The 25,333-nt window shown below is 58.1% G+C and carries 24 protein-coding genes; 18 read left to right on the top strand and 6 right to left on the bottom strand.

Going from position 1 to position 25,333, the window contains the following annotated elements; all coding sequences use genetic code 11:
* Positions 1-145: 145 nt before the first annotated feature.
* The 8 genes from ACLEIV_RS09925 (at position 146) to ACLEIV_RS09890 (ending at position 7,833) form a co-directional block, all read left to right on the top strand.
* Positions 146-1,672, top strand: coding sequence for a Re/Si-specific NAD(P)(+) transhydrogenase subunit alpha (locus ACLEIV_RS09925; protein WP_410456491.1), 1,527 nt, complete (start codon positions 146-148; stop codon positions 1,670-1,672).
* A gap of 5 nt (positions 1,673-1,677) precedes the next feature.
* Positions 1,678-3,057 carry a Re/Si-specific NAD(P)(+) transhydrogenase subunit beta gene (gene pntB / locus ACLEIV_RS09920; protein WP_410456490.1) on the top strand — a complete coding sequence of 460 codons (1,380 nt, stop codon included), beginning with the start codon at positions 1,678-1,680 and terminating at the stop codon, positions 3,055-3,057.
* Between the two features lie 378 nt (positions 3,058-3,435).
* Complete coding sequence (locus ACLEIV_RS09915) at positions 3,436-4,110, top strand: AzlC family ABC transporter permease (protein ID WP_410456489.1); 675 nt, start codon at positions 3,436-3,438, stop codon at positions 4,108-4,110.
* On the top strand, positions 4,103-4,426 hold the full coding sequence (locus ACLEIV_RS09910; protein ID WP_410456488.1) for a branched-chain amino acid transporter permease: 324 nt from the start codon (positions 4,103-4,105) through the stop codon (positions 4,424-4,426). The genes ACLEIV_RS09915 and ACLEIV_RS09910 overlap by 8 nt, the downstream gene beginning before the upstream one ends.
* Positions 4,427-4,480: 54 nt before the next feature.
* Entirely contained in the window at positions 4,481-5,365 is an 885-nt protein-coding gene (locus tag ACLEIV_RS09905; RefSeq protein WP_410456487.1) for a putative selenate ABC transporter substrate-binding protein, read from the top strand.
* Positions 5,366-6,037 (top strand): ATP-binding cassette domain-containing protein, encoded by a 672-nt coding sequence (locus tag ACLEIV_RS09900; RefSeq protein WP_410456486.1) that lies wholly within the window; start codon positions 5,366-5,368, stop codon positions 6,035-6,037.
* Between the two features lie 10 nt (positions 6,038-6,047).
* Positions 6,048-7,532 (top strand): PhnE/PtxC family ABC transporter permease, encoded by a 1,485-nt coding sequence (locus tag ACLEIV_RS09895; RefSeq protein ID WP_410456485.1) that lies wholly within the window; start codon positions 6,048-6,050, stop codon positions 7,530-7,532.
* A 130-nt stretch (positions 7,533-7,662) separates the two neighbouring features.
* Complete coding sequence (locus ACLEIV_RS09890) at positions 7,663-7,833, top strand: hypothetical protein (RefSeq protein WP_410456484.1); 171 nt, start codon at positions 7,663-7,665, stop codon at positions 7,831-7,833.
* Positions 7,834-8,058: 225 nt separating this feature from the next.
* Here the strand turns inward: ACLEIV_RS09890 and fabG are convergent, their stop codons facing one another.
* The 3 genes from fabG to ACLEIV_RS09875 all read right to left on the bottom strand — a co-directional run bounded on the left by fabG (position 8,059) and on the right by ACLEIV_RS09875 (position 11,528).
* Complete coding sequence (gene fabG, locus ACLEIV_RS09885) at positions 8,059-8,811, bottom strand: 3-oxoacyl-ACP reductase FabG (RefSeq protein WP_410456483.1); 753 nt, start codon at positions 8,809-8,811, stop codon at positions 8,059-8,061.
* A 363-nt stretch (positions 8,812-9,174) separates the two neighbouring features.
* A complete protein-coding gene (locus tag ACLEIV_RS09880; RefSeq protein ID WP_410456482.1) occupies positions 9,175-10,470 on the bottom strand; it encodes a urate hydroxylase PuuD in 1,296 nt (431 codons plus the stop codon).
* A gap of 476 nt (positions 10,471-10,946) precedes the next feature.
* Positions 10,947-11,528 (bottom strand): tRNA-uridine aminocarboxypropyltransferase, encoded by a 582-nt coding sequence (locus tag ACLEIV_RS09875; protein WP_410456481.1) that lies wholly within the window; start codon positions 11,526-11,528, stop codon positions 10,947-10,949.
* Positions 11,529-11,747: 219 nt separating this feature from the next.
* On the opposite strand from ACLEIV_RS09875, the gene prfC reads away from it, so the two are divergent.
* The 5 genes from prfC (at position 11,748) to ACLEIV_RS09850 (ending at position 17,566) form a co-directional block, all read left to right on the top strand.
* Entirely contained in the window at positions 11,748-13,337 is a 1,590-nt protein-coding gene (prfC, locus tag ACLEIV_RS09870) for a peptide chain release factor 3 (RefSeq protein WP_410456480.1), read from the top strand.
* Positions 13,338-13,555: 218 nt separating this feature from the next.
* On the top strand, positions 13,556-14,323 hold the full coding sequence (locus tag ACLEIV_RS09865) for a TatD family hydrolase (RefSeq protein ID WP_410456479.1): 768 nt from the start codon (positions 13,556-13,558) through the stop codon (positions 14,321-14,323).
* 172 nt (positions 14,324-14,495) lie between these two features.
* On the top strand, positions 14,496-15,485 hold the full coding sequence (locus tag ACLEIV_RS09860; RefSeq protein ID WP_410456478.1) for a NupC/NupG family nucleoside CNT transporter: 990 nt from the start codon (positions 14,496-14,498) through the stop codon (positions 15,483-15,485).
* A 47-nt stretch (positions 15,486-15,532) separates the two neighbouring features.
* Positions 15,533-16,312 carry a deoxyribose-phosphate aldolase gene (gene deoC, locus ACLEIV_RS09855; protein WP_410456477.1) on the top strand — a complete coding sequence of 260 codons (780 nt, stop codon included), beginning with the start codon at positions 15,533-15,535 and terminating at the stop codon, positions 16,310-16,312.
* Positions 16,313-16,348: 36 nt separating this feature from the next.
* Complete coding sequence (locus ACLEIV_RS09850; protein WP_410456476.1) at positions 16,349-17,566, top strand: phosphopentomutase; 1,218 nt, start codon at positions 16,349-16,351, stop codon at positions 17,564-17,566.
* 194 nt (positions 17,567-17,760) lie between these two features.
* Here ACLEIV_RS09850 and ACLEIV_RS09845 read toward each other — a convergent pair whose 3' ends face one another.
* Complete coding sequence (locus tag ACLEIV_RS09845) at positions 17,761-18,630, bottom strand: Tim44 domain-containing protein (protein ID WP_410456475.1); 870 nt, start codon at positions 18,628-18,630, stop codon at positions 17,761-17,763.
* A gap of 277 nt (positions 18,631-18,907) precedes the next feature.
* Here ACLEIV_RS09845 and dnaB point away from each other — a divergent pair, with 277 nt between their 5' ends.
* Together dnaB and alr are read left to right on the top strand one after the other, a co-directional pair.
* Entirely contained in the window at positions 18,908-20,302 is a 1,395-nt protein-coding gene (gene dnaB, locus ACLEIV_RS09840; protein ID WP_410456474.1) for a replicative DNA helicase, read from the top strand.
* A 9-nt stretch (positions 20,303-20,311) separates the two neighbouring features.
* A complete protein-coding gene (alr, locus tag ACLEIV_RS09835) occupies positions 20,312-21,400 on the top strand; it encodes an alanine racemase (protein WP_410456473.1) in 1,089 nt (362 codons plus the stop codon).
* A gap of 67 nt (positions 21,401-21,467) precedes the next feature.
* Here the strand turns inward: alr and ACLEIV_RS09830 are convergent, their stop codons facing one another.
* On the bottom strand, positions 21,468-21,701 hold the full coding sequence (locus ACLEIV_RS09830; protein WP_410456472.1) for a hypothetical protein: 234 nt from the start codon (positions 21,699-21,701) through the stop codon (positions 21,468-21,470).
* Between the two features lie 36 nt (positions 21,702-21,737).
* A complete protein-coding gene (zur, locus tag ACLEIV_RS09825; RefSeq protein WP_410456471.1) occupies positions 21,738-22,190 on the bottom strand; it encodes a zinc uptake transcriptional repressor Zur in 453 nt (150 codons plus the stop codon).
* A gap of 133 nt (positions 22,191-22,323) precedes the next feature.
* Between zur and dusA the strand changes: the two genes are divergently transcribed.
* The 3 genes from dusA (at position 22,324) to oxyR (ending at position 25,308) form a co-directional block, all read left to right on the top strand.
* Entirely contained in the window at positions 22,324-23,325 is a 1,002-nt protein-coding gene (dusA, locus tag ACLEIV_RS09820) for a tRNA dihydrouridine(20/20a) synthase DusA (protein WP_410456470.1), read from the top strand.
* Between the two features lie 216 nt (positions 23,326-23,541).
* Entirely contained in the window at positions 23,542-24,270 is a 729-nt protein-coding gene (locus ACLEIV_RS09815; protein ID WP_410456469.1) for a glutathione peroxidase, read from the top strand.
* Positions 24,271-24,414: 144 nt separating this feature from the next.
* On the top strand, positions 24,415-25,308 hold the full coding sequence (oxyR, locus tag ACLEIV_RS09810; RefSeq protein WP_410456468.1) for a DNA-binding transcriptional regulator OxyR: 894 nt from the start codon (positions 24,415-24,417) through the stop codon (positions 25,306-25,308).
* Positions 25,309-25,333: the final 25 nt, after the last annotated feature.

Genomic DNA, 25,333 nt, shown 5'->3' with positions numbered 1-25,333 from the left:
AGATAAGGCATCCCCAGGCTGGACTGCGTTATTCAGCCTGAAATAATCAATGGCAAGGCTGCCTGAAAGTTGAAGGAACAGCTTGTCCCAAACCGGATACGCCTCGGTTATCCGGTGCGATATCAACATTAATCAGGGATTTATTATGTTAATCGGGATTCCAAGGGAAACGCTTAGCGGCGAGACTCGGGTAGCAGCGACCCCCAAGTCGGTCGAACAGTTACGTAAACTGGGTTTTGAGGTCAGTATCGAACAGGGCGCGGGCAGCAAGGCCAGCTTTGACGATGCGGCCTATGAAGCGGCAGGGGCCACACTGGTCGCGGCCGAACAGGTCTGGCAAGCCGCCATTATCTACAAGGTGAATGCCCCTACCGCCGACGAAATAGAGCGGCTGCAGGCCGGCACCACCCTGGTCAGCTTCATCTGGCCGGCGCAAAACCCCGAGCTGGTAGAGCAGCTCAAGAACAAGGGTGTCACCGTGATGGCCATGGATATGGTGCCGCGTATTTCCCGTGCCCAGTCGCTGGATGCCCTGTCTTCCATGGCCAACATCGCCGGTTATCGTGCCGTGGTGGAAGCCGCCCACGAATTCGGTCGCTTCTTTACCGGCCAGATCACCGCCGCCGGCAAGGTTCCGCCAGCCAAGGTACTGGTCATTGGTGCCGGTGTGGCCGGTCTGGCCGCCATCGGTGCCGCCGGTTCGTTGGGTGCCATAGTGCGCGCCTTCGATACCCGCCCCGAGGTAAAGGAACAGATTAACTCCATGGGTGGCGAGTTCCTGGAGCTTGACTACGAAGAAGACGCAGACTCTTCCGACGGTTATGCCAAGGAAATGAGCCAGGCCTTCATCGATGCCGAAATGGCGCTGTTCATGGCCCAGGCCAAGGAAGTCGACATTATCATTACCACGGCACTTATCCCCGGCAAACCGGCGCCCAAGCTGATTACCGCCGAAATGGTGGCAAACATGCATCCGGGCTCGGTGATCGTGGATCTGGCGGCCCAGAACGGCGGCAACTGTGAGTTGACCAAGCCCGGCGAGCTGTTCGTGTCCGATAACGGCGTCAAGATCATCGGTTATACCGATCTCAACGGTCGTCTGCCGACCCAGTCTTCTACTCTGTATGCCACCAACCTGGTCAACCTGGCCAAGCTGCTGAGCAAGGAAAAAGACGGCAATATCAAGGTCGACTTCGACGACGTGGTACTGCGTAACATGACGGTGGTCAAAGACGGTGAAGTGACCTTCCCGCCGCCGGCCATCAGCGTGTCTGCCGCCCCCAAGGCGGCTGCTCAGACCCAGCCGAAAGCCGAACCTCACGCCAGGCAACCGAGCAACCTCAAGTACTACCTGGGTGGTGTGGGCGTCTTGCTGTTCGCCTGGCTGTCAGCGGTGGCACCGGCGGAGTTTCTGTCTCACTTCACCGTGTTCGTGCTGGCCTGTATCGTGGGTTATTACGTCGTGTGGAACGTCTCTCACTCGCTGCATACGCCGTTGATGTCGGTGACCAACGCCATCTCGGGAATTATCGTCGTGGGCGCCTTGTCTCAGGTAGGGGCCGGTGGCTTCGTCAGTTTTCTGGCCTTTGTGGCAATACTGATAGCGTCAATTAACGTGTTTGGCGGTTTTACCGTGACACACCGTATGCTGAAGATGTTTAGGAAGGGTTAATAGAAATGTCACAAGGACTTGTAACTGCGTCTTATATTGTTGCCGCCGTGCTCTTTATTTTGAGCCTGGCCGGCCTGTCCAAACAGGAGTCGGCCAAGGCCGGTAACTGGTACGGTGTTGCGGGCATGGCGATTGCCCTGCTGGCCACCGTCTTCAACCCCGAGGTCACCGGCCTGGGCTGGATCATCGTGGCCATGGGTATCGGTGCCGCCATCGGTATTCGTCTGGCGTTAAGGGTCGAAATGACCGAAATGCCGGAACTTATTGCCATCCTGCACAGTTTTGTCGGTCTGGCGGCGGTATTTGTGGGTATCAACACCTACATCAGCCACGGCGAAATGTCCGGTGCCATGCTCAACATTCACAACACCGAAGTCTTTCTCGGCGTTTTCATCGGTGCCGTCACCTTCACCGGCTCCATCGTCGCCTTCTGCAAGCTGCGTGGCCTGGTATCGTCCAAGCCGCTGATGCTGCCACACCGCCACAAGCTGAACCTGCTGGCGGTGGTGGTGTCTGCCCTGCTGCTGATCTGGTTTGTACAGGTGGAAGGCTCTACCTTCGCGCTACTGGTGATGACCCTGATTGCCCTGGCCTTTGGCTGGCATCTGGTGGCCAGCATCGGCGGTGCCGACATGCCGGTGGTGATCTCCATGCTGAACTCCTACTCGGGCTGGGCGGCGGCGGCGGCGGGCTTCATGCTCTCCAACGATCTGTTGATCGTTATCGGTGCCCTGGTGGGTTCCAGCGGTGCCATTCTGTCCTACATCATGTGCAAGGCGATGAACCGCTCCTTCGTATCCGTTATCGCCGGTGGCTTCGGCTCCGACGGCGCCGTGAGCAGCGGTGGTGAGGAAGAGGAAGGTGAGTACACCGAAATGAACGCCGAAGATGTGGCCGAGATGCTGAAGAATTCCAGCTCTGTCATCATCACCCCCGGCTACGGCATGGCGGTGGCTCAGGCCCAGTATCCGGTGGCGGAGCTGGTATCCAAGCTGCGCGCGGCCGGTGTGACGGTACGCTTTGGCATTCACCCGGTGGCGGGTCGTCTGCCCGGGCATATGAACGTGCTGTTGGCGGAAGCCAAGGTGCCTTACGACATAGTGCTGGAAATGGACGAGATCAACGACGATTTCAATGATACCGATACGGTATTGGTGATCGGCGCCAACGACACGGTCAACCCGTCTGCGGCAGAAGATCCGGCCAGCCCCATCGCCGGCATGCCGGTGCTGGAAGTGTGGAAAGCCCAGCAGGTGGTGGTGTTCAAGCGCTCCATGAACACCGGCTATGCCGGGGTGCAGAACCCGCTGTTCTTCCGCGAAAACAGCGTCATGCTGTTTGGTGACGCCAAAGACAGCGTGGACAATATCCTCAAGGCGCTGTAACTCTTGGCTGAGTAGCAATGATAAACAAAGGGAGCTTCGGCTCCCTTTTTGTTTTATGACACTCCCAGTACCAAAAGCCACTATCGATAGACTCGTGCTCTGCCTATTACATTAAACAATCGATCTTTTCGACTGTGATATCAATCCCGGACAAAGGGCCTGCTTCTCCGACTCACTCAAGCGCCTCCCTGTGGCGCTCATCAGATGACATTCGACCGCCATGGCGTGTCGAGGGGGGGGCGGCTGCGCTGCCTCTGGTCTGAGGCCTCAGTATGACCAAATCATTACCGGGGTGGGTATTATTAGGCCTTAGCGCCTTGCCACTCGCGGGCTAATCCCTTATTTTCTAATGTCTTATGGATGTGGGAGCTTAAGGTGATGACAAGCTGGCGCGGCATATTGCCGCTGACCCTGCCGGTGATGATGGGCTATTTGCCACTGGGCGCCGTGTTTGGCGTGCTGTGGATCGATGCGGGGCTCAGCTGGTATTGGGCGCCCCTGATGAGCATTATCGTCTATGCGGGCGCCCTGCAGTATCTGGCGGTGGGCATGCTGGCGGCGGGGATTGGCTGGATCGATCTGGCGGTGGCCTCGTTGCTGGTCAATTTTCGCCATCTGTTTTATGGCCTGTCGCTCTATCACCTGTTGCCAAAGGGTGTGCTTGGCCGCCCGTATTTCATCTTCGGTATTACCGATGAAACCTACTCCCTGCTCAGTGCACCCGGTCAGGTGAACGACAGTAAAACCGCACTGCTGGTGGTGCTGTTCAACCAGGGGTACTGGGTACTCGGAACCCTGGCCGGCATGGTGCTGGCGCGAGGACTGCCCCCGGGGCTGCAGGGACTGGACTTTGCCCTGACCGCACTTTTTACCGTGCTGGCGGTGGAGCAGATCCGCGTGCGTAGAGACTGGGGAGCGATGGCCCTGGGACTGGTGGCCGCGGCCGTTGCCGGTATCTGGATAAGTGAGTACTTCCTGCTGGCGGCATCCATGATGCTGGTACTGGTGTTGCTGGCCTGGCCGCCATCGCAACCGGAGCTGGCTCATGACTGAACTGGACTACCTGCTGGCGGTGCTGATCATGGCGGCAGTCACCTTCGGGTTGCGCGCCTTTCCCTTCGTGGCGCGGGGATTTCTTGCCCATCACCGCCGCATTCAGACTCTGGGGCGGCGCTTGCCGGTGGCCATGATGGTGTTGCTGACCCTCTATGCCATGGGCGTGCACCACTGGAGCACCCCGGCCGATGGCCAGGCCCAGATAGTGGCGGTGATGGTGGTGGCGGTGCTGCAACTGTGGCGGCGGCAGGCGTTGCTCAGCATTCTGGCGGGAACCCTGGTGTATATGAGTTTGATGAACGGCTGGCTCTGATCCGGGCCCGTCATCGGTTATAATGCGAGTCCCGTATTTTTGGATCCGTGAACCATGACTCTTTCTGTTGCTTTTCGTGCCCGGCTGCTTGGCCTGGCGACTCTGTGCCTGAGCGCCGTGATGCCGGCTCAGGCCGTGCCCTTCGTGTTTACCGCCATTCCCGATCAGGACGAGCGCCACCTGACCGAGCGCTTCGGCAAAATTGCCGATTACCTGACCGACAAGCTGGGCGTGGAAGTGCAGTACATACCGGTAAAAAGCTACCCGGCGGCGGTCAGCGCCTTTCGTAACGATCAGGTGCAGTTGGCCTGGTTTGGCGGCCTGACCGGCGTGCAGGCACGCGAGCTGGTACCCGGCAGCGAGGCCATCGCCCAGGGCAAGGAAGACACCACCTTCGTCAGCTACATCATCGCCCACAGCAGCACGGGTCTGATCGAGAGTGAGCATTTACCTGCCGCCCTGGCCGGCAAGCGCTTTACCTTCGGCGACAAGGGGTCGACCTCTGGCCGCCTGATGCCCGAGTTCTTTCTGCGTCAGCACTTCGGCCAGGCGCCGGAGCAGCTGTTTTCCCGGGTCGGTTTTTCCGGTGACCACAACCGCACCATCAGCCTGGTACAGTCCGGTGCCTTCGAAGTGGGCGCGGTGAACTACGCGGTGTGGGATGCGGAAAAAGCCAAGGGCAACATCGACGACAGCAAGGTCAGCGTGATCTGGTCCACGCCAAGCTACCCGGATTACCAGTGGAGTATTCGCGGCGATGTGAATGCTCGCTTCGGTGACGGCTTCAAAGAGAAAGTACAGCAGGCGCTGCTGGAGATGGCCGACCCTGCCCTGTTGGCGGCCTTTCCCCGTTCCGGCTTCGTAAAAGCCACCAACGACGATTACGCTCCCATTCGTGACACCGCCGTGGCCATCGGCATCATGGATCCCGCCCAGTAAATGAGCGCCGACAGTTGTCTGTTCCGGTTTCGGCAAGCGTCCCTCGGCTATGCGGGCAGTCCGGTGTTGCGCGAGCTGTCGTTCGAGTTGCGTCGGGGTGAAAAAGTGGCCCTGCTGGGGGAGTCCGGCACCGGCAAGAGCACCCTGCTGCGCCGGTTGCGCGAGCTGCGTCCGACCGAGGTGGCCTGGTGCCCGCAACAGCCCGGGCTGGTGCCCATGCTGTCGGCTTTTCACAACATCTACATGGGACAGCTGAATCGGCATCCGTTCTGGTACAACCTGGCCAATCTGGTGCGGCCACTGGCGGGGCCAAAGGCGAAAATTACCGAGCTGGCGGTAAAGCTGGGCTTGCAGCATCAGCTCTGGACTGCCGCCGAACGGCTGTCGGGCGGTCAGCAAAGCCGGGTCAGTCTGGGTCGGGCCCTGTATCAGCAAAAGCCCATCTTCATCGGGGACGAACCGGTGTCGGCGCTGGACGAACGCCAGGCCGACGAGTTGCTGCGGCTGATCTGCGGTCAACACGATACCGTGGTGCTGGCGCTGCATAACGTGGAGCAGGCACTTACTCACTGTACGCGTGTGGTGGGGCTGCGCGAGGGGAGGGTGGTGCTGGATGCAGACAGTCAGACACTGACGTCGGCGCAGCTGCACACCCTGTACCAGCGGCGTTGATGGCCAGGACATGCTGAAGGCTCAGCCTGAGCCGGCTCGCGCCATGGTGCACGGCAGTCTGCTGTTTGTGGTGCTGGCCTTGTTGTGTCTGCCCTGGGCCGATCTGTCCGTCACCGCCGTGGAGCCCTGGACCGAGCTCACACGGCTGGGGGGCGGCCTGCTCACACCGACACCGCCGGAGCTGACTACTCTGGTGTCGGCCGTGGCTAACACCCTGGCCTTTGCCTTGCAGGGAGTGGCGCTGGGTGCTGTGCTGGGACTCTTGCTGGCGGCCGGTTATCGCCGTGGCGGAATTCGCCGGCTGGCGGCGGGGATGCGTGCGGTGCATGAACTGTTTTGGGCGCTGTTGTTCATTCAGTTGCTGGGGCTGTCGGCCCTGGCCGGAGTGCTGGCCATAGCGCTGCCCTATGCGGGCACCTTCGCCAAGATTTTTGGTGAGCTGTTCGAAGAGGCAGATCCGGCCCCGGAGCAGGCGCTGCAGCCCGGATTGGGCTGGCTGTCCCGCCTCTGGTATCTGCAACTGCCGTTATGCTGGCGGCAGATGGCCACCTATACCGGTTATCGGCTGGAATGCGGCATTCGCAGCTCGGCGGTACTCGGCTTTATCGGCCTGCCGACCCTGGGTTATCACCTGGAGTCCTTGCTGCGTCAGGGCTACTACGATGAGGCGGCGAGCTTTTTCTATGCCCTGGTGCTGATTATCGCCACCCTCAAGTGGTGGCTCAGGGCCCGGCTGGTGCCGCTGTATCTGCTGGCGGCCCTGTGGTGGTTACCGCCTCTGGCCAGCCTGAACTGGGCATTGATGGGGCGCTTCTTCACCGAAGACATAGTCCCAGCACCCTTGCACAGCGGCAACTGGGCCGGTCTCTGGCCCTGGTTACAGGGACTCTGGGTACAGCAAATCGGCCCCGGTCTGTTCAATACCCTGGTGCTGGCCTTACTTGCGCTGGTGGTGACGGCGCTGCTGGCGCTGCTGTGGTTTCCATTGATTTCACGGCGTTTCGGCAATGGCCTGACCCGCACCGGCAGTCACGGTTGGCTGGTGCTGATGCGCTCCTTACCGGAATATCTGCTGGCCTTTATCGGCATGCTGCTGCTCGGACCCGGCATGCTGCCCGCCATTGCTGCTCTCAGCCTGCACAACGGCGCCATCATCGCGCACCTGCTCGGCCATCATCTCAATACCCTGAGCTTGCGTGAAGACGCGCCCAAGGGGCTGAACTTGTATTGCTTCGAGGTGTTGCCCCGACTGTACCGGGCTTTTATGGCTTACAGCCTGTATCGATTCGAAAATCTGATCCGGGAAACGGCGATTCTGGGCATGCTTGGTATTCCCACCCTCGGCTTTTTCATCGACTCGGCGTTCAGCGAGTTTCGCTTCGATCGGGCCATGCTGCTGCTGCTGGTGTGCGCCGGGCTTAATATGTTGGTGGACTCTCTGGCCCGACGCCTGCGTCGTCGCCTGCATCTGAGCAGCCGGGCCGAAATGCTGTGAAGGACATTGCCATTTTTCTGTGTTTTGAGTGTGCAGGCGATGCACAGAAGTGGTTGGACTATGAGAGCCAGACGGAAGGGCTTCGCTCAGAACATCAGTAACATACAGGTGGTAATGGATACAGAGCCTATTGAACCCGGGTGTGCTCGGCGTGATGGCGTTGCTGGCCAAGGATGATCGCCGGGTCGAAGAAGGTAAAAGTAACATCAAGGATGGGCAGTGCATGATCAAGAAAGGTCAGCGACTGATGGAGAAAAGCGAAGCTCAGGGGCGCGAGGGTTTTCCCGGCGAATCACTGTAAACAGATTAAACAGCGAGATGATATGTGCTCGTCTCGCTGTCCCCCAACGCGGCGGCCTCCGGTCGCTGGTTTTGTTTGTACATCAATCCCGGACAAAGGACCCGCTCCACCGACCCGCTCACACATACCCATGTGTCCGAGCTAACATGGATGTACTCGTAGCGTGTCGAGGGAGGTGCCTGTGTTGCCTCCGGAGCGGTGAGCAGAGCCTTACCGGGGCAAGAATTACAGCACCAGGCCGCCATCTATCTTCAGAACCTGGCCGGTAATATAGCGGGACCGGTCACTGGCCAGAAACAAGACTCCTTCGGCTATATCCTGCGGCTCGCCCAGCGCCGCCAGCGGAATGCGGGCACACATCTTGGACAGTACCTTCTCCGGCACCGCCTGGGTCATTTCGGTATTGATAAAGCCGGGAGCGATGCAGTTGGCACGGATCTGGGCGCCACCGTAGACGAATTCCTTTGCCCAGCCTTTGGTCATGCTGATGATGCCGCCCTTGCTCGCCGCGTAGTTGCTCTGGCCTATGTTGCCGTCGGTACCCACCACCGACGAGATGCTGACGATACTGCCTCTGTCCTGCAGCTTCATCAAGGGCAGCATGGCTCGGGTCATCATGAAGATTCCCTTGAGATTGACGTCCAGCACCCGATCCCAGTCGGATTCGGTCATTTTTTCGAGCAAGGCGTCGCGGGTAATGCCGGCGTTGTTCACCAGTACGTCGAGCCGGCCCTGCTCGGTCATGATGCGGCCACTCAGGGCGCTCAATGCATGGTGGTCGCAGACATCCAGGGGGATGGCGGTAATATTGCTGTAGTTACCGATCCAGTCTTCTGCGGGGGCCATGTTGATGTCGCAGGCATAAACCCGGGTGGCACCGGCCAGGGCCAGGGTTTCGCTGATGGCCCTGCCCAGGCCTCTGGCGGCACCGGTGACAACGCAGATTTTTTCATTCATATCATGGTTTGGCGTCTTCATGCTCGGGTATCCTTAAATGAGTGAGATGGTCCCGTTCAGCACTGTAGCGGACCACGACATCGATTCTAGCTCTTTTTTGTGCGGTGCATTGTTGTATTATTATTAAGTGATCTTAAGTTATTACTGAATATAAAGATTTTAATTCATCACGCGAGCTGTTTGTTTTGCTTTGCAATATTGGTTGGTGCCTGGTGGGAGCGTCAAAGCCGGGAGTGAGGATGAATGGCTGGCGGGGCCGGATTTCGGCGGAATGATCGAACAATCGCTACCGAAAGAAGTGGTCGACAGAGAAATACAGGAACCATAAAAAAGGCCCGCATGATGCGGGCCTTTTGACGTTAGCGGATGGCTACGTTGTTTTGTTTACTGACCGTTCCAGGCGGCGATCATGTCGCGCTCTTCGTCGGTCATCTGGGTCATGTTACCCAGCGGCATGTACTTGCTGGCAACCACTTGTTTAATGTGATCGGCTTGCAGCAATATTTCCTGTTGTGAATCCAGCACTATACCCAGCGGTGCAGCAGCAAACATTTCACTAGTCGGAGCTTGTGCATGACACTCTACGCAGCGGCTGTTCATGATGGTTTCTACTTGCGCCAGCGTCACTTCACCGGAAGCTGCTGGCTCAGCAGCTTCAACGGTACCTGCAGCTTCAACGGCGGTGCCGTCGGTGCTATCGGTCGCAACAGCACTGCTTTGAGTTTGAGCAGGTGCCTGTACCGCTTTCTTGGCAGAAGGAGCGCCAATCCAGACGGCAACCAGAATCAGTGCCACACCGGCAATCGGGTAGCCTGGGCGGATCTTGCCGCCGTGCATCAATACAAAGTACTGACGGATCAGAGCACCGGCAAAGATAAACAGCACCATGATCACCCAAGACAGCGAATGGGTAAAGGTGAAGGCGTAGTGGTTACTCAGCATCAACAATACTACTGGCAGGGTGAAGTAGGTGTTGTGTACCGAGCGTTGCTTACCACGCAAACCATCGATTGGATTTGGTTTTTCACCGGCTTTCATGGCATTAACCATGCGGCGCTGGCCTGGAATGATCCAGAAGAACACGTTGGCAGACATGGCGGTAGCCATCACGGCGCCGGTCAGCAAGAAGGCGGCACGGCCAGAGAAGATGTGCGTGCTTAAATAAGCAACCACGACCATCATCACGGCAACGGCAACACTCAGGATACCATCGCGGGTCATGTTGGGGCTGATGCGCTTACACAGCTCGTTATAGATAACCCAGCCCAGCAGCAGGAAGGCCAGGGCGGCAATGTTGGCCTGGGTGCCGGTCATGTTGGCGGCCCATTCCCACGGGCTGTTACGGTTGACCAGATAGAAGCTGGGTTTGGTCAGGTATAACAGGGTGAACAGACCAAAGCCGGACAACCAGGTGGTGTAGGCCTTCCAGAATGACCAATGCAGATCTTCTGGCAGGTCTTCCGGGCTGCTTGCGTATTTTTGGTTGTGGTAGAAACCACCACCGTGTACGGCCCACATCTCGCCAAATACACCTTTTTTCTTGCACCCTTCGCCCTTGGGTGGCTTGAGGCCGTTATCCAGCATAACGAAGTAAATCGACTCACCCAGCCATGCGATGGCAGCGATGACATGCAGCCATCTTATTAATAAGTTACCAAAATCCAGCAGATACGCTTCCATGGTCTTACCTTCTCTGTTTCATATTTTTTAGTTGGGACCCTAGCGCATCGAAACAGATGCCCAGCTTGCGTTGAGCCGGGTGCTGAGACCACATGCGCTGCCTTCTTGTGTTCAAATTGTATACGGTTTTAAAATTGATATGTTGACAATTTGTACGTAGATTTTTTTCAATTACGTGATGAATGTCAATGCTATTTAACAGTGAAATCATATTAATACTATTGCAAATCCTGATTTCTCGTTTTCATCAAATGTAAAAGCTATATATATCAAAGCCTTGGTGATTACCTTCGATGGAAGCATTCAGACATCGTTTTCAGGTCAAAAAATATCCACCTGAAGCCGAGCGGCATAATAATAGCGGATATTGTGATCAAATGAGCAGTTAAATTCTGAAAAAAATGTATTGGGGGTGATAGCTGGTTGCATCAAATTGTGTCGGCATTGCCGAGCAACACGGAGGTATCGTTGATACGTTAGCTATCGTCTTTTCGAGAGGCTCGATGTGCCTGGAACTGAGCGACCCTGACCTTGAGCAACCGATGCAGCGGCGCCGGTGCAAAACCGGGATCCAGGCGGTTCAGTACATGGGCCAGACTCTCCAGCGTCGACAGTGCCTGACCGCCGGGCCCTTTGCGGATGGAATAATCGCTGGCGGGCGCTCGGCTAAAGCTCAGCGTCGGTAGCTCTCGTAGCCAGGGGTTGAGGTGCAGTAACCGGCGGGTCTTGCGCCAGGTGCCGTCCAGTACCACCAGACCGCCGATGTCGGCCGTCGGCAGTGTAGTTTCCCCGACATCCACGTCCAGCGCCTGTGTGTCCGGATACAGCAGCCACCAGCGTCCCCTGGCCGGTTGGGGCAGGGGATCCAGGTGTTCGGTTATTTCCAGCCGAATGTCGGGTAGAGCCAGCCGAAGCAGCGGTACCGTACTCTTGGCATGCCTGGCCTCCAGTGGATGCTGCAGTATCAGCACCGGAAAGGGGCAGCACTGGGGAGCAACGTGCGCGCACAGGCAGGCACTTTGGGGAAGCTGGCAGGCGTGGCAGTAAGATCGAGACATGAGAGACGGGCTTCATGGATGAAAAAGCGCATGATAACGGCAAGCCGCCGCAGGATGAAGAGCGGTGGAAAAATCGTCTTTTCAGGGGGGAAGAGGGCAACTGTCGATTGAGGATCCGGCGCAGATCGGGGACAATGGCCGCCGTTTTATCTGTCGTTCCCCGAGTGAAGCGCCGACCCCTGCCCTTTGCTCCTTCATCAAAGTAGAAGAAAGCCGACCATGTCATCACCGCAATTCCAGCAGGAAGTCGCCAAGCGCCGCACTTTCGCCATTATCTCGCACCCGGATGCGGGTAAGACCACGATCACCGAAAAGGTACTGTTGCACGGACATGCGATTCAGACCGCGGGTACCGTCAAGGGCCGGGGTTCCAATCAGCATGCCAAGTCCGACTGGATGGAAATGGAAAAGGAGCGGGGCATCTCGGTCACCACTTCGGTGATGCAGTTTCCTTACAACGGTTGCCTGATCAACCTGCTCGATACTCCTGGGCACGAAGACTTCTCGGAAGATACCTACCGCACCCTGACGGCGGTGGATTCCTGTCTGATGGTGATCGACGGTGGTAAGGGCGTAGAAGACAGAACCCGCAAGCTGATGGAAGTAACCCGGCTGCGCGACACCCCCATCGTTACCTTCGTCAACAAGCTGGATCGGGACATTCGCGATCCCATGGAGTTGCTCGACGAAGTCGAAACCGAACTGAACATGATGTGCGCGCCCATCACCTGGCCCATTGGCAGCGGCAAGTGGTTCAAGGGGGTGTATCACCTGCATCGTGACGAAGTGATCCTCTACCAGCCGGGTCAGGGCCACACCATTCAGGATGTGAAGATCATCAAGGGGCTGGACAATCCGGCGCTGGATGAGGTGATGGATGCAAACGAGATCGCCGACTTGCGCGAAGAGCTGGAGCTGGTGCTGGGTGCCGCCACCGAATTCGACCAGGACCTGTTTCTCAGCGGTGAGCTGACGCCGGTATACTTTGGTACTGCCCTGGGCAACTTCGGGGTGGACCATGTGCTGGACGGCCTCAGTACCTGGGCGCCGGCGCCGATGCCGCGGCCCACTCAGGAGCGCGAAGTGGAAGCCAGTGAAGACAAGTTCACCGGCTTCGTGTTCAAAATCCAGGCCAACATGGATCCCCGCCATCGTGACCGAATTGCCTTCATGCGGATCGTGTCCGGCAAATACAACCAGGGCATGAAGATGAAGCACGTGCGTCTGGGCAAGACGGTCAATATTTCCGATGCGGTGACCTTCATGGCCGGCGATCGGGAGCGGGCAGAAGAAGCCTTCGCCGGCGATATCATCGGCCTGCACAATCACGGCACCATTCAGATTGGCGACACCTTTACCCAGGGGGAAGACATCAAGTTTTCCGGTATCCCCAACTTCGCCCCCGAGCTGTTCCGCCGCATCCGGCTGCGGGATCCGCTCAAACAGAAGCAGTTGCTCAAGGGGCTGGTTCAGCTGTCGGAAGAAGGTGCCGTGCAGCTATTCCGCCCGCTCGACAACAACGATCTGATCGTTGGCGCCGTGGGCGTGCTGCAGTTTGACGTGGTGGTGGCGCGATTGAAGTCCGAATACAACGTGGACGCCATCTATGAGGCGGTCAACGTTTCTACCGCCCGCTGGGTCTACTGCGATGACGCCAGGAAGCTGGACGAATTCCAGCGTAAAATGTCGAACAACCTGGCGCTGGACGGCGGTGACAACCTGAGTTACATAGCGCCCACCATGGTCAACCTGAACCTGACCCAGGAGCGCTACCCGGATATTCAGTTCAGCAAGACCCGCGAGCACTGATTATTCTGCACCGATAAAAGCCCCGGCCTTTGTGCCGGGGCTTTTTTATGTCCGCACGCTACAACAGCCACCAGCCTGTCATGCCATCATGCAATGATGCGGTCGAATAGATTCAACCCCACGGGACGCCACTATATTTGATGCTGTTGGTGGCTGATCTCTCTGATATTTCATCGGATTGCGCTTAAACTGAGACGAAATATCCAAGGACTCGCCCCATGCATCTCACCGACAGCCATTGCCATTTCGACTTTGCCGCCTTCGATGACGACAGACCCGCTCACTGGCATCGGGCACAGGCCGTTGGTGTACGCCGGCTGGTGATACCGGGGGTAGAGGAGGCCCAGTGGCCGGCATTACCGAGGCTGTGTGCCTCGCTGCCCGGCACCTACTATGCGCTGGGGCTGCATCCCTGGTGGGTTGCCGATGCCTCTGCCGGCTGGCTGCAAAAACTGGAGCTGGCGCTCGACCGGGCCGACGAGCGTTGTGTGGCTCTGGGCGAAATGGGGCTGGATGGCCATATCGACCTGACGCCGGCCGGGCAGGGGGCGGCACTGAATGCCCAGCTCCGGCTGGCCCGGGAGAGATCGCTGCCGGTGATATTGCATAGTCACAAAACCCACGATCAACTGTTGAAGTGGCTGCGTCGCACCCCGCCGGTGGGGGGCGTGCTACACGGATTTTCCGGATCCTTGCAGCAGGCCGAGGCGTTCTGGAAGCTGGGTATTCATCTCGGCGTCGGCGGCACCATCACCTATCCAAGAGCCAATAAAACCCGCCAGACTATCGCGGCCATGCCGGTGGAGGCTCTGGTGCTGGAAACTGATGCTCCGGACATGCCCTTGTGTGGCTTTCAGGGCCAGCCCAATCATCCGACGCAACTGCCGCAGGTCTTGATCACCCTGGCCGAATTGCGAGGACAGGATCCCATCACCCTGGCTGCGCAACTCGAACACAACGTATCCCGGCTGTTTGGCTGGGACTGAACCTGTCCTGCAAGCCGTTGTAGTGCAGAACATTCTAATTTTATTGGCTTTTTTCTCGATTATTCTCTCCGGTTACCTATTCTGTGAGCAACGAACTCGTATAAGCTGATCTGGATGACAGTGGCGGTCGGCCCAAGGCTCCTGTATTGGCTGCCACGGAAAGGATAGAGATATGACCCTGTTCATGAGTCTGGTCGGGATGGTGACGCTGGTGCTTATCGCCATCCTGTTTTCGAACAACAGGGCGGCCATTCGGCTGCGAACCGTGGGCGGTGCCTTCGCCCTTCAGGCCGGGCTGGGTGCCCTGGTGTTGTACGTGCCGATAGGCAAAGAGATGCTGCAGTCTCTGTCGGCCGGAGTGAGTCAGGTGATTTCCTACGCCAACGACGGCATGGGCTTCCTGTTCGGTGGTCTGGTGGGGGAGGCTGCCTTCACCAGCGGCCTGGGCTTTATCTTCGCGTTGCGGGTGCTGCCGGTCATTATCTTCTTTTCTTCGCTGATCGCGGTGCTCTACTACCTTGGCGTCATGCAGTGGGTGATCCGCCTTCTGGGCGGAGCCTTGCAGCGGCTGCTCGGCACCTCGCGCACCGAATCCCTGTCGGCCACCGCCAATATCATCGATGCCGCCGCCACCGGTGCCAGCTCCGGACTGCGGCTGGCGATGAACGTGGGGGCCATGCTGCTCGCCTTCATCGGACTCATCGCCCTGTTCAACGGCATGCTGGGCGGTATCGGCAGTTGGGTGGGTATGGAGAGCCTGAGCCTGGAGCTGCTACTGGGCTGGTTGTTCGCGCCGCTGGCCTTTCTGCTCGGCGTCCCCTGGGAAGAAGCGATTATTGCCGGCTCTTTTATCGGCCAGAAACTGGTTCTTAACGAATTCGTCGCCTATATCAACTTCGCCCCCTACCTCGGCAACGAACTGCTGGTGGAAGGCACAGGCCAGATGATGACCGAACACACCAAGGCCATTATTTCTTTCGCCCTGTGCGGCTTTGCCAACCTGGCTTCAGTCGCCATTCTGCTGGGAGGGCTGGGTGGCATGGCCCCGAGTCGCCGACACGATATCGCCCGTTTCGGCCTCAGGGCGGTGCTGGCCGGTACCCTGTCCAACCTGATGTCTGCCACCATCGCCGGTTTTTTTCTGTCGCTAGCGGGAATGTAATGCTTAAACTGTGCATACACCGTGTTTGAATGCCGGCTGGAGAAAAGATGACAGACACAGCACTACAGGCTGCCGCCCGTCAGGCCCTGAGCCTGATGGACCTGACCAGCCTCAACGATGACGACAGCGATGAAAAGGTGGTCGCCCTGTGCCGGCAGGCGGTGACCCCCTTCGGCACCCCCGCCGCCCTCTGTATCTATCCGCGCTTTATCGGTGTTGTACGCCAGACCCTGAATGAACTGGGCGTAGAGGATCAGATAAAGATTGCCACCGTCATCAACTTTCCTCTGGGTGATGACGATATCGTAGGTGCCTTGCGGGAAACCCGTGTTGCGGTGGCCGCCGGTGCCGACGAGCTGGATCTGGTGTTTCCCTGGCGCGCCCTGCTGGCGGGTAACGAGCAGGCGGGGCTGGCGCTGGTACGGGCCTGCAAGCTCGCCTGCGGCAGGACCACACTCAAGGTGATTATCGAAAGCGGGGAGCTGAACGTTTCTGGTTTGATCCGGCAAGCCACCAGGCTTGCCATCGAAGGGGGCGCCGACTTTATCAAGACCTCCACCGGCAAGGTGGCGATCAATGCGACCCTGGCGGCCGCCGAAGTGATGCTGGAAACCATCCGTGATTCAGGCAAGGATGTTGGCTTCAAGGCCGCCGGTGGTGTGCGTACCACCGAAGAGGCGCAAGACTATTTACGGCTGGCCGCCCATATCATGGGGCCCGACTGGATCAGCCCCCGGCACTTTCGCTTTGGCGCCTCCGGCTTGCTGAATAACCTGCTGCGGACCCTGGGCGTCGGCGATGTAAACACGCAAGCAACCGGCTATTGAGCCGGTCTCGATAACAACAGCTTACAGGGAGGCTCCATGAAACGTGCAATAGTGCTGGTACTCGATTCCTTCGGCATAGGCGCGTCCGCCGACGCCGCCGCGTTCGGTGACGAAGGCGCCGACACCCTGGGCCATATCGCCGACGCCTGTGCCGGTGGAAAGGCCAATCAGGGCAGGCAGGGACCGCTAAGCCTGCCCAATCTGGCTCGGCTGGGCCTTTTTCACGCCCATGCGGACAGCACCGGCCGGGTGGCCGAGGGCGTGACTTTACCGGCCGAGGTTGTCGGTAGCTACGGCTACGCGCAAGAGTTGTCATCCGGCAAGGATACCCCGTCCGGCCACTGGGAAATGGCCGGGGTGCCGGTGCTGTTCGACTGGGGCTACTTCCTCGATACCGACAGCAGTTTTCCTGTGTCTCTGACTGAGGCGCTGATCGAGCAGGCACGGTTGCCGGGCATTCTGGGCAACTGCCATGCCTCGGGTACCACCATCCTCGAACAATTGGGCGAGGAACACACCAGGAGCGGCAAGCCCATCTGCTACACCTCGGCCGACTCCGTGTTTCAGATTGCCGCTCACGAAGAGCATTTCGGCCTGGAGCGGCTCTATCGGGTATGCGAGATTGCCCGCGAGTTGTTGATGCCCTACAACATAGGCCGGGTCATCGCTCGCCCCTTCACCGGTAACAGCACCGTCGACTTCTCCCGTACCGGCAACCGGCGGGATTACAGCATAGCGCCGCCGGCACCGACGGTGCTGCAGAAGCTGGTGGAGGAAAAACGCGGCGAGGTGGTCTCCATCGGCAAGATAGCCGACATCTACGCCCACTGCGGTATCACCCGCAAGGTCAAGGCCACCGGCCTGGATGCGTTATTCGATGCCACCCTGGACGCGCTGGAAGGGGCCGGGGACCGGAGCCTGATCATGACCAACTTCGTCGACTTCGACTCGAGTTTTGGTCATCGCCGCGATGTCTCCGGCTATGCCGCCGAGCTGGAAGCCTTCGACCGCCGTTTGCCCGAGCTGCTGGCGCGACTACAGCCGGAGGATTTGCTGATCATGACGGCGGATCACGGCTGTGACCCCACCTGGCACGGCACCGAACATACCCGCGAGTATGTTCCAGTGATCTGCCTCGGAGGAGGGCTCAGCCCGGGAACGCTCGGCAGGCGAGACACCTTCGCCGACATCGGCCAGAGCCTGGCCCGGTATTTCGGCACCAGCCCGATGGATTACGGCACCTCGTTTTTGTAATGCCTATCAGATAAGGTTTCTGATCTCGGTTTTATCTGGAGAACTCAGAGCAACAGGGGCCTCTTCTTGAACACCGAATTGCCGGCAGACAATATCAGCAGATGACTCCGCAGCATCAAGCAATGGGCTTTACTCACCAGGCAGAAACTGAAAAGGCGCCCGTGGGCGCCTTTGTCATTTCATGGCAGAAACGCTTACGCATTGTCTTCCAGACCGACGATCAACCAGGGCGCATTGTCCTTGGTCAGATCGCGCTCCAGGTGCCATACCTCGCGGATGTCCTGTTCGACGCCTTCGCTGCTGTCGCGGTAGCGACCGCTGAACTGGATGCTGACCTGGGCCTGATAAGAGGTGTGGTCGGCGCGTACCAGCTCGGCATCCACAAACATCACCTCGGTGTGCTGATCGCCGCTCAGCTTGGCGCGTTCCTGGCTCAGTTCGGCAAATAGCTCGGGGGTGACGTATTCGCGGATCTTCTCCAGATCGTTCTGGTTCCAGGCTTGCTGCAGGGTGCGATAGTGCTCGCGAGAGCCTTGCAGAAACGCCTGCATGTCGAAGCCCTGGGGCAGGTCGAAGGGCACATCGCTGGCAGCAAAGCCGGAAGCGGCGTTGCCACCGGCAGCGGACTGACCGGGCGCATTAAACGGCTTGGGTGCTTCAAACTGCTGGGGGCCGTTGTAGGCCGCTCTGGGGGCCGGCGCCTTGTTCTTGCGCAGGGCTTTGAACACCATGAAGCCGGCAAAGGCCAGGCCCGCTATCATCAGGAAGTCCATGATCTGGAAACCTTCGAAGGCGCCGGAGCCCATCAGCCAGGCCAGCATACCACCGGCCAGCAGACCGCCGAGCAGGCCACCCATCAGGCCCGATTTTTTCGGTTGCTGGGTTTGCCCCGCATTGGCTTTACCGGCGGTTTGTTGCTGTGCTGCCGGCTGGCTGGGAGCGGTTTTGTAGGACTTGCCGACAGAGCGGCTGCCGCCACCCATTTTACGGGCCTCGGCATCAAAGGCGGTGGCAGTGATGCCAACGGCGAAAATCAGGGTAAACAGGGCAAGAAGTTTACGCATTGTAGTTTCCTTGAGTGACAGACAGGCAACATCCTAAAGCAGCGACATGTTATGTCAACTGGTGATTAAGAAAGCCGCAGTCCGCCCGACCCGGGCGCACCGTAACAACGGAGATAGCGCCGGTCATTTCGGTGTTATCGAGTAGCGGGGCAGAGACGCAACATCGACATTTCATCGGCATGGCATCAACATTGTATAGGGCCGGGATAAGAATGGACCTTTCGGAGCCGGTGGAAAATCCTGATAATAGTCGTTTGCTAAACCAGAGAGAGAACCGATGAGCGAAAAAACCGTCACCAAAGCCGATCAGGCCGTGGCCCAGCTGAAGATGCCACCTCATTCCTTTGAGGCGGAACAGTCCGTATTGGGTGGACTGCTGCTGGATAACAATGCCTGGGATCGGGTGGCGGAAAAGGTCTCGGAGCCGGACTTCTACAGTCGGCCGCATCGTCTTATTTTTCAGGCCATGCAGCGACTGAGTCAGCTCAGCAGCCCCATCGATCTGATCACGGTGCAGGAAGAGCTGGAACGGCACGAGTCGCTGGACACGGTGGGTGGTTTCTCTTATCTGGTGGAAATTGCCAAGAATACGCCCAGCGCGGCCAATATCGGCGCCTATGCCGACATAGTGCGCGAGCGGGCCGTGGTGCGGGAAATGATCTCGGTGGCCAACGAGATAGCCGAGGCCGGTTTCGACCCTCAGGGGCGTAATTCCACCGCGCTGCTGGATCTGGCCGAAACCAAGGTGTTCAAGATTGCCGAAAGCCGAACTAACGCCAATGAGGGGCCGCAACCGCTGCGGGTGTTGCTCGAGAAGACCATAGATCGGATCGAAGAGCTGTATAAAAATCCTCATCAGGGCATTACCGGTGTGTCTTCCGGATACTCGGATTTGGATAAAAAAACTGCGGGCTTCCAGTCTTCGGACCTGATTATAGTGGCAGCTCGACCTTCTATGGGTAAAACGACTTTTGCAATGAACCTTTGTGAGCATGCCGCACTGACAAGTGATAAACCAGTGCTCATATTCTCCTTGGAAATGCCATCTGAGCAGATTATTATGCGGATGCTTGCTTCCCTGGGACGTATCGATCAAACCCGTATACGGACCGGGCAGCTGGATGATGAAGACTGGGCCCGATTGTCCTCGACCATGGGCATGCTGCTGGAAAAAGGTCAGCTCTATATCGATGATTCTTCCGGCCTGACGCCGACCGAAGTTCGTTCCCGCGCCCGGCGCGTGGCACGAGAACACGGGGGTATCAGCATGATCATGATCGACTATCTGCAATTGATGACGGTGCCCAGCTTGTCCGATAACCGGACGCTGGAAATTGCCGAGATCTCCCGTTCGCTCAAGTCGCTGGCCAAAGAGCTGAAGGTGCCGGTGATTGCGCTGTCCCAGCTTAACCGAAGCCTGGAACAGCGGGCCGACAAGCGGCCGGTTAACTCGGATCTGCGGGAGTCAGGCTCCATAGAGCAGGATGCCGACTTGATCATGTTTATCTACCGGGACGAGGTCTATCACGATGACAGCCCGGAGAAAGGCATCGCCGAAATCATCATCGGCAAGCAACGGAACGGACCCATAGGCAGGGTTCGGCTGACGTTTCAGGGGCAGTTTTCCCGCTTCGATAACTATGCCGGGCCGGATTTCGATGATGACTATTAAGGAGTAGAGATGGATGCACACGGGGCGGTGGCCCGCATCAGTCTGGAAGCAGTTCGACATAACCTGCAAGTAGCCAGGCAACTGGCCCCCACGGCCATGGCGATGGCCGTAGTGAAAGCCAATGCGTATGGCCACGGCGATCTGACGGTGGCGGCGGCCCTCAAAGACGACGCCGACATGTTTGCGGTTGCCCGCTTTGAAGAAGCACAAAAATTGCGTGCCGGCGGTATTCAGCAGCCGATTCTGCTGCTGGAAGGATTTTTCAACCGAGACCAGCTCGAGTTCTCCGCGCTTAACGACTTCCATCTCTGTATTCACGACTTTGCCCAGCTCGACGAGCTGGAACAGACCCCGCTGGCCGCGCCGGTAACGGTATGGGTGAAAATAGACTCGGGTATGCACAGGGTCGGTTTTGCCCCGGAGCAGGCCGACGAGATTTTTTCCCGCCTGGCCGCCATCGCCCAGGTGGTAAAACCGGTCAATGCCATGACCCACTTCGCCCGGGCCGACGAGCCCGAACAGCAGGCGGTGACCGAGGCGCAGATTGCCCGCTTCAAGCAGGTGACCACCGGCAAGGTCAAGCACAGGGCCCTGTGTAACTCCGCCGGTGTTATCGCTTTTCCCGATGCCCATGCCGACTATATCCGCCCCGGTATCATGTTGTATGGCATCACTCCGTTTGGCGACCGGCAGGGCACCGACTTCGGCCTTCGTCCGGCGATGAATTTTACCACCAGCCTGATTGCAGTACGCGAACACAAGGCCGGCGAGCCGGTGGGTTATGCCGGCTCCTGGGTGAGCCCGCGTGATACCCGCATCGGCGTCATTGCCGTCGGTTACGGCGACGGCTATCCACGTATGGCGCCTCCCGGCACTCCGGTGCTGATCAACGGTCGTCGGGTAACCCTGGCGGGTCGGGTATCGATGGACATGGCCACCGTCGATCTGGGCCCTGAGGCTACCGATCGGGTTGGTGACGAGGTGCTGCTGTGGGGTGAAGGTCTGGCGGCGGAAGAAGTCGCCCGTCATGTGGGCACCATTGCCTATGAGCTGGTTACCCGCATGACGGCGCGACCCCGACTCGAATACATCGACTGACCGACGCCAGACGTAGCAAGGCCGGGCCCGGGAGTGATACCACTCCGGGGCCCGGCCTTTTTTGTATCTATTCGGTTTTGTTACCAGTTCTACTTGGGGCCTTGGCGCCGCGGTGATGAATAAACTCCTCCCTGGCCGGATTCCATTTCATGTAATACCAGGGAGTATCGGTCTGCCAGACCGGAAAGGTAATTTCGATCTGATTGTCTTCGTAGCGGTAGAGCGAGGTGTTCAGGTTGACCTTGCTCGCCAGCAAGAAGGCGACCAGCAGCAGTAACAGTCCTTTGATCAGTGTGCCCATCGTGCATCCTTGTCGAGATGGAGTAAATTAACTATATCAGCAGTTTGCAGGTTTTTCCGCCTGACATTGGCGGCAGTGGCCGTGGGCCTCGATAGACTGGCTGGTGATGGCGAAGCCGTGTAGCTGTGCCTGTTGCTCGAATGCATTATTGATGGCCTCGTCGTGCAGCTCGATCACCTGGCCGCACTGGGTGCAGATCAGCAACTGCATGGGGTGATGCTCGGCAAAGTGATCACAGAACAGAAAGGCGTTGAGCGACTCCACCTTGTGTACAAACCCCTGAGTCAGCAAAAAATCCAGCGCCCGATACACGGTCGGCGGCTTGGCGTTTGGTTCCAGCTCCTTGAGCCGGTCCAGCAGATCATAGGCGCTGACCGCGCCTTTGTGCCCGGCCATCAGGGTAAACACATGGCGGCGTGTGGGGGTAAAACGCACGCCGCGCTGCTGGCATAACTGCTCGGCACGCTCAAGCTGATGTTGGATGGACATAAATGATGATGTTCCTCAATGGCTTCTGGCCGCATATTAACACAGCCGGATCCTCCTTCCTCCGATCAAGGTTGGGTCTGTGAACCACCTTGGGTATAATGCGCGGCCCTGTGTTCAAAAAGCCATCACTTACATGAGTTATTATCCCAGCGCCCGCTTTTCCGTTGCCCCGATGCTCGATTGGACGGATCGTCATTGCCGTTATTTTCATCGACTGCTCAGCCGTCATGCCCAGCTATATACCGAAATGGTGACCACGGGCGCCATATTGCACGGTAAGGGAGATTATCTGGCCTTCAGTCAGCAGGAGCACCCGTTGGTGTTACAACTGGGTGGTAGCGATCCGGTAGCGCTGGCGCGCTGTGCGGAGCTTGCCGAGCAGCGCGGTTATGACGAAATCAACCTCAATGTGGGCTGCCCCTCGGATCGGGTGCAAAACGGCATGTTTGGCGCCTGCCTGATGGCGGAGCCCCGGCGTGTGGCAGACAGCGTGGCGGCCATGAAAGCGGCGGCGGCGATACCGGTAACGGTAAAAACCCGCATCGGTATCGACGAGCAGGACAGCTACCAGTTTCTTTGCACCCTGGTCGACGGGCTGGTGGACGTCGGGGTTGATGCGCTGGTGGTACATGCCCGCAAGGCCTGGCTCAAGGGCCTGAGCCCGAAGGAAAACCGCGAAATCCCGCCGCTCGACTATGAGCGGGTATACCAGCTCAAGCGCGATTATCCCGCGCTGACCATCGCCGTGAACGGTGGCATCAAGACCCTGGACGAGGCGAAACGGCATCTGACGCAGCTGGATGGGGTTATGCTGGGACGCGAGGCCTATCAGAATCCCTATCTGCTGGCGCAGGTAGATGCCGAGCTGTTTGGTGATCAATATGAAGTGCCCAGCCGCCATCAAATCGTGCGTAACCTATTGCCCTACATAGAGCAGGAGCTGAGCCAGGGCACCTATCTTGGCAGCATTACTCGTCATACTCTGGGTATCTTTCAGGGACTGCCAGGCGCCAGGGCCTGGCGGCGTCACCTGAGTGAGAACGCCCACAAGGCCGGTGCCGGCATCGAGGTGATGGAGGCGGCCATGGCCAAAGTGCCGGAATCGGTACCCGAGACGGTGCTTGACTGTAGCTAAGCTGTTCCTTGGCTAAGCATCATATCTACCAGCGTCAGCACAAGGGGCGTGGGGAATCTGAACGGGAGCTGTGGAGCATCGCAGTTGCCGTTTTCAGTGGTTAATGCCCATAGTTTTTGACTATCAATTTCTTTGATTGTAACGATTTCAACAATAGAACGATTCTTGGCATACTGAGTCTACTCAATCGGAACCTCACTAGATAAGGATCACCATATGTTGACTGATAAAACCGGCCAGGCCGTTCCCCTGGTTACCTTCAGAACCCGTCAGGGCGAGCAATGGGTCGATGTGACCACCGACGAACTCTTCAAAGGCAAGACGGTCGTAGTGTTTTCTTTGCCCGGTGCCTTTACCCCGACCTGCTCTTCCACTCATTTACCGCGTTACAACGAGCTGGCGCCGGTGTTGTTTGAAAATGGCGTGGATGACATCGTCTGCATGAGCGTCAATGATACCTTCGTGATGAACGCCTGGCTCAAGGATCAGGAAGCGGAGCACATCCGGGTTATCCCCGATGGCAACGGCGAATTCACCGATGGCATGGGCATGCTGGTTGACAAGCAGGATCTGGGCTTCGGCAAGCGTTCCTGGCGTTATGCGATGCTGGTGAAGGACGGCATCATCGAGAAGATGTTTATCGAACCCAACAAGCCGGGTGATCCCTTCGAGGTGTCCGACGCCGATACCATGCTGGCTTACATCAACCCGCAGGCGGCCAAGCCATCTTCCATTACCGTGTTCAGCAAGCCGGGCTGTCCCTTCTGTGTCCGTGCCAAGCAGATGCTGCTGGATCAGGGCATGCGCTACGAGGAAGTGGTGCTGGGTCAGGATGCCACCAGCATTACCCTGAAAGCGGTGTCCGGCCGGGCCACGGTGCCGCAGATCTTCATCGATGGCCGCCATATCGGCGGCAGCGAAGAGTTGGCCGAGTATCTGGCATAAAGGAATGCAAAACAGAGAAAAGGGGCGAAAGCCCCTTTTCTCGTTCTGTAATACCGGAGTTGGTAACGCCTTGAACGCGGCTTTCCATTTACCGTCAAATCGGTAATGATGGCCGTAGAAGTGGCATAAAACAATGGTGAAGACGTGAACTTACGGGATCTGGAATATCTGGTGGCGCTGGCCGAGGAGCGTCATTTTCGCAAGGCGGCGGAAAAATGTTTTGTCAGCCAGCCGACGCTGAGTGGGCAACTGCGCAAGCTGGAAGACGAGCTGGGGGTGGTGCTGATGGAGCGTACTTCCCGCAAGGTGCTTTTTACTCCGGCGGGAGATGCCATTACCGCCCAGGCCCGGCGGGTATTGGCGGAAACCAAGGAACTGCGTGATATCGCCCGCACCTTTACCGAACCTATGTCGGGTGAACTGCACATCGGCCTGATCCCGACCGTCGGCCCTTACCTGTTGCCCCATATCATTCCGGTGCTGAAGCAGCATTTTCCCGAGTTGCATATCTATCTGTACGAAGCCCAGACTCATACATTGCTCAAACAACTGGCGGATGGAGATCTGGACTGCCTGATCCTGGCGCAGCTTGAACACATGGATAACTTCGGTTCATTGCCCTTGTATGACGAACCCATGATGCTGGCGTTGCCGACAGAGCATGCCTGGGCCGAACGTGAACTGGTTGCATTGAGCGAGCTGCAGGGAGAGAAACTACTGATGCTGGAAGACGGCCATTGCCTGCGGGATCAGGCGATGGGCTTCTGTTTTGCCGCCGGCATCGGCGAAGACAATCACTTTCAGGCCACCAGCCTCGAAACCCTGCGCAACATGGTGGCCGCAGGATCGGGGCTGACCCTGATCCCGAAGCTGGCCGTGGGCCAGCACAATGGTAACCTGGGGGTAAGTTACATACCTGTAACGGCTCCCGAGCCCCACAGGACCATAGCCCTGCTGTATCGCATTCATTCGGTGCGTCGACCCTGTTTCAACGAAATGGCCAAGGTCATCAGTCAGCTGATCAAGGAGCGGTTGTAATATCTGTATGATCGGATGTCATTGC

The sequence above is a fragment of the Oceanisphaera submarina genome (assembly GCF_046521305.1).
Classification (GTDB): Bacteria; Pseudomonadota; Gammaproteobacteria; order Enterobacterales; family Aeromonadaceae; genus Oceanimonas; species Oceanimonas submarina.
The sequence above is the reverse complement of the archived record's forward strand: the minus strand, read 5'-3'. Positions and strand labels throughout refer to the sequence as shown.

Excerpts from the sequence above, each read along its gene's own strand:
- ACLEIV_RS09925 (WP_410456491.1), top strand. The coding sequence starts at position 146 with ATGTTAATCGGGATTCCAAGGGAAACGCTTAGCGGCGAGACTCGGGTA.
- pntB (WP_410456490.1), top strand. The coding sequence starts at position 1,678 with ATGTCACAAGGACTTGTAACTGCGTCTTATATTGTTGCCGCCGTGCTC.
- ACLEIV_RS09915 (WP_410456489.1), top strand. The coding sequence starts at position 3,436 with ATGACAAGCTGGCGCGGCATATTGCCGCTGACCCTGCCGGTGATGATG.
- ACLEIV_RS09910 (WP_410456488.1), top strand. The coding sequence starts at position 4,103 with ATGACTGAACTGGACTACCTGCTGGCGGTGCTGATCATGGCGGCAGTC.
- ACLEIV_RS09905 (WP_410456487.1), top strand. The coding sequence starts at position 4,481 with ATGACTCTTTCTGTTGCTTTTCGTGCCCGGCTGCTTGGCCTGGCGACT.
- ACLEIV_RS09900 (WP_410456486.1), top strand. The coding sequence starts at position 5,366 with ATGAGCGCCGACAGTTGTCTGTTCCGGTTTCGGCAAGCGTCCCTCGGC.
- ACLEIV_RS09895 (WP_410456485.1), top strand. The coding sequence starts at position 6,048 with ATGCTGAAGGCTCAGCCTGAGCCGGCTCGCGCCATGGTGCACGGCAGT.
- fabG (WP_410456483.1), bottom strand. The coding sequence starts at position 8,811 with ATGAAGACGCCAAACCATGATATGAATGAAAAAATCTGCGTTGTCACC.
- ACLEIV_RS09880 (WP_410456482.1), bottom strand. The coding sequence starts at position 10,470 with ATGGAAGCGTATCTGCTGGATTTTGGTAACTTATTAATAAGATGGCTG.
- ACLEIV_RS09875 (WP_410456481.1), bottom strand. The coding sequence starts at position 11,528 with ATGTCTCGATCTTACTGCCACGCCTGCCAGCTTCCCCAAAGTGCCTGC.
- prfC (WP_410456480.1), top strand. The coding sequence starts at position 11,748 with ATGTCATCACCGCAATTCCAGCAGGAAGTCGCCAAGCGCCGCACTTTC.
- ACLEIV_RS09865 (WP_410456479.1), top strand. The coding sequence starts at position 13,556 with ATGCATCTCACCGACAGCCATTGCCATTTCGACTTTGCCGCCTTCGAT.
- ACLEIV_RS09860 (WP_410456478.1), top strand. The coding sequence starts at position 14,496 with ATGACCCTGTTCATGAGTCTGGTCGGGATGGTGACGCTGGTGCTTATC.
- deoC (WP_410456477.1), top strand. The coding sequence starts at position 15,533 with ATGACAGACACAGCACTACAGGCTGCCGCCCGTCAGGCCCTGAGCCTG.
- ACLEIV_RS09850 (WP_410456476.1), top strand. The coding sequence starts at position 16,349 with ATGAAACGTGCAATAGTGCTGGTACTCGATTCCTTCGGCATAGGCGCG.
- ACLEIV_RS09845 (WP_410456475.1), bottom strand. The coding sequence starts at position 18,630 with ATGCGTAAACTTCTTGCCCTGTTTACCCTGATTTTCGCCGTTGGCATC.
- dnaB (WP_410456474.1), top strand. The coding sequence starts at position 18,908 with ATGAGCGAAAAAACCGTCACCAAAGCCGATCAGGCCGTGGCCCAGCTG.
- alr (WP_410456473.1), top strand. The coding sequence starts at position 20,312 with ATGGATGCACACGGGGCGGTGGCCCGCATCAGTCTGGAAGCAGTTCGA.
- ACLEIV_RS09830 (WP_410456472.1), bottom strand. The coding sequence starts at position 21,701 with ATGGGCACACTGATCAAAGGACTGTTACTGCTGCTGGTCGCCTTCTTG.
- zur (WP_410456471.1), bottom strand. The coding sequence starts at position 22,190 with ATGTCCATCCAACATCAGCTTGAGCGTGCCGAGCAGTTATGCCAGCAG.
- dusA (WP_410456470.1), top strand. The coding sequence starts at position 22,324 with ATGAGTTATTATCCCAGCGCCCGCTTTTCCGTTGCCCCGATGCTCGAT.
- ACLEIV_RS09815 (WP_410456469.1), top strand. The coding sequence starts at position 23,542 with ATGTTGACTGATAAAACCGGCCAGGCCGTTCCCCTGGTTACCTTCAGA.